Origin of the sequence: Nitratidesulfovibrio oxamicus (assembly GCF_015731765.1) — a bacterium.
Classification (GTDB): domain Bacteria; phylum Desulfobacterota; class Desulfovibrionia; order Desulfovibrionales; family Desulfovibrionaceae; genus Cupidesulfovibrio; species Cupidesulfovibrio oxamicus.
The window spans coordinates 1-2,026 of sequence record NZ_VRYY01000436.1 but is presented as its reverse complement, the minus strand read 5'-3'; the positions used below and the strand labels follow the sequence as shown (position 1 = coordinate 2,026).

Annotated in this window: 2 protein-coding genes; both read right to left on the bottom strand. The window is 70.1% G+C overall.

Annotated elements, in window-relative coordinates:
- Positions 1–99: 99 nt before the first annotated feature.
- Positions 100–1,167, bottom strand: a complete 1,068-nt coding sequence (locus tag FVW20_RS13465; protein WP_196610011.1) for a glycosyltransferase family 2 protein — start codon at positions 1,165–1,167, stop codon at positions 100–102.
- On the bottom strand, positions 1,164–2,026 hold an 863-nt coding region (locus FVW20_RS13460; protein ID WP_504739158.1), incomplete at its 5' end, for a glycosyltransferase family protein. The genes FVW20_RS13460 and FVW20_RS13465, both read right to left, overlap by 4 nt.

The window sequence follows — 2,026 nt, the reverse complement described above, 5'->3', positions numbered from 1 at the left end:
CCGGCCCAGCGGGCGCGCAGGGCCAGCAGGAAGTTGGCGTACTTGCGCACCTCGCGCCGGGCATCGCGCACGCGGGGCAGGATGTGCGGCAGGGCCAGGTCACCCACGGCTGGCCTCCTCATCGCCGTCCGGCAAAGGTGGCGGCGTGGGCGGCGTGTCCGCGCCGTTGCCTTCCGTGAGGAAGCTGCGTTCCTCGTAGGTCAGCACAACGCGCTCGGCCACCGGATGCGGACCACAGGCGGCATGGGGTGCGTCGTCCGCGTCCGCGTCCGGTGTGCGGTCGGTGCCCGGTGCACCCGTCCTCACCATTTCCTCGCGCCACGCGCCGGGCGGGGCGGGTTCCCGCTCCCGCGCCATCAGGGTGAGCCGCTTGGAATGCTTGAGCAGCCGGGCGAAGCGCCCCGGCGCGTGCAGGCCGTTTTCGCGCCCCTCGTGGCTGCGCACCGAATACAGGGTGTACGGTACATGGGTGAAGCGCGCCCCGCCTAGGGCAAAGCGCAGGAAGCATTCGTGGTCGTCGGCGTCGGCGGTTTCGTCAAAGGGGCCGAAGCGGTCGTGCAGGACGCGGCGGTACAGCTTGGCCACGCCGCACAGGTACCAACTGCGGAACGAGGCATCGAAGGAATGCTCCGGCAGGCGGAATTCGCGCAGGATGCGCATGTCGTCGTCCACCACGAACATGTCGGCGTAGGCGAAGTCCGCCGTGTCGTTCCTGAGTGGCAGGGCCAGGGCGGAGAACAGTTGCGGGTGGCAGATGTCGTCCGCCGGGACAAAGGTGCAGTACTCGCCCGTGCAGTGGGCAAGGCCCCGGTTGTAGTTGGCCGTCGAGCCGCTGTTGGCCTCTGCCCGCAGGAACACGATGCGGCGGCCCGTGCGGGCGTAGCGGGGGTGCACGGCGCGCTCGATGACGTCCGTCGCCGCGTCGTAGCGGCAGGCGTACGAGGCGGTGGCCCCGGCCACGTCACGCAGGAAGCGCCGGATCACCGCCACGGAATCGTCGGTGGAGGCGTCGTCGGTGATGACGATTTCCAGGTTGGGGTAGTCCTGGAACATCAGCGCATCAAGGCAGGCCCCGATGTACCGCCCATGGTTGTAGCTGGGCACCACCACCGAGATCAGCGGATGGCCATCGCGGGCGGCGGCGTGGAAGTGTTGGTCCTGATTCATGGCTGCTCCTTGGCGGACTTGGCCGCGCTCCCCCCGGTATCCCCCCCGGGTTTTTCCCCGTCCGGAAAGCCGTAGTAACTGGCCCGGAACGGCGCGGGGTAGTCCCCGGCGGCAAGCAGGGCGCGGGTCGGTCCTGCTGGCGGGGCTGCGGGCGTGCAGGCCAGCAGGGCGGCGTTGATGGCCGCCGGGTCGCGCATCAGGGCCACCGGCAGACGCAGGCCGTAGTTCCACGCGGTCATGCGTTCGGCGGGTGCGCCAAGGTCGAAGGTGACCGGGTACAGCCCGGCCAGCACCGCCTCGGACAGTGTGTAGGAATACGTTTCCGGCCACACGGCGGGCAGGAATGCAAGGTGGTGGCCGCCGTGGCCGTTTCCCGGCGTCGCGTCTGCCACGTTTCCGTCCGCCCTGCTTCCGTCTGACGAACCGAGCAGGTCGAGCAATTCTATTTCGTCATAGCGACCCGTGACGGTCACCCCAAGCTGGCGCAATGTTTCGTCGCGGTCTGTGTAGCCCACCACGGTGAAGTGCAGGGGCAGCCCCGCCTCGCGGGCGTGGCGGGCGCAGGCTTCCAGCACGTGCGATCCCTTGTGCGGGCCGATGGCCCCGATCACCGCCACCCGTAATGCGTCGTTGGTCCCGCGCGACGAGACGGCGAGGGTAGGCGTGCCGCCTGCGCGTCCGGTCGCGCTCGCATGGGGCAGAGCCGCGTGGGGCATGCTCGCACGGGCGAGGGGCGACGTTTCCGGATGGGGACGCACGGCGATGCGCGCCGCGCAACCGGGGAAATGGGCGGCCAGCCGCCGCGCCGTGTCGCCACTGGGTGTGAAGATGGCGCGCGCGCCTTCCAGCAACGCGCCCC

Excerpts from the sequence above, each read along its gene's own strand:
- FVW20_RS13465 (WP_196610011.1), bottom strand. The coding sequence starts at position 1,167 with ATGAATCAGGACCAACACTTCCACGCCGCCGCCCGCGATGGCCATCCG.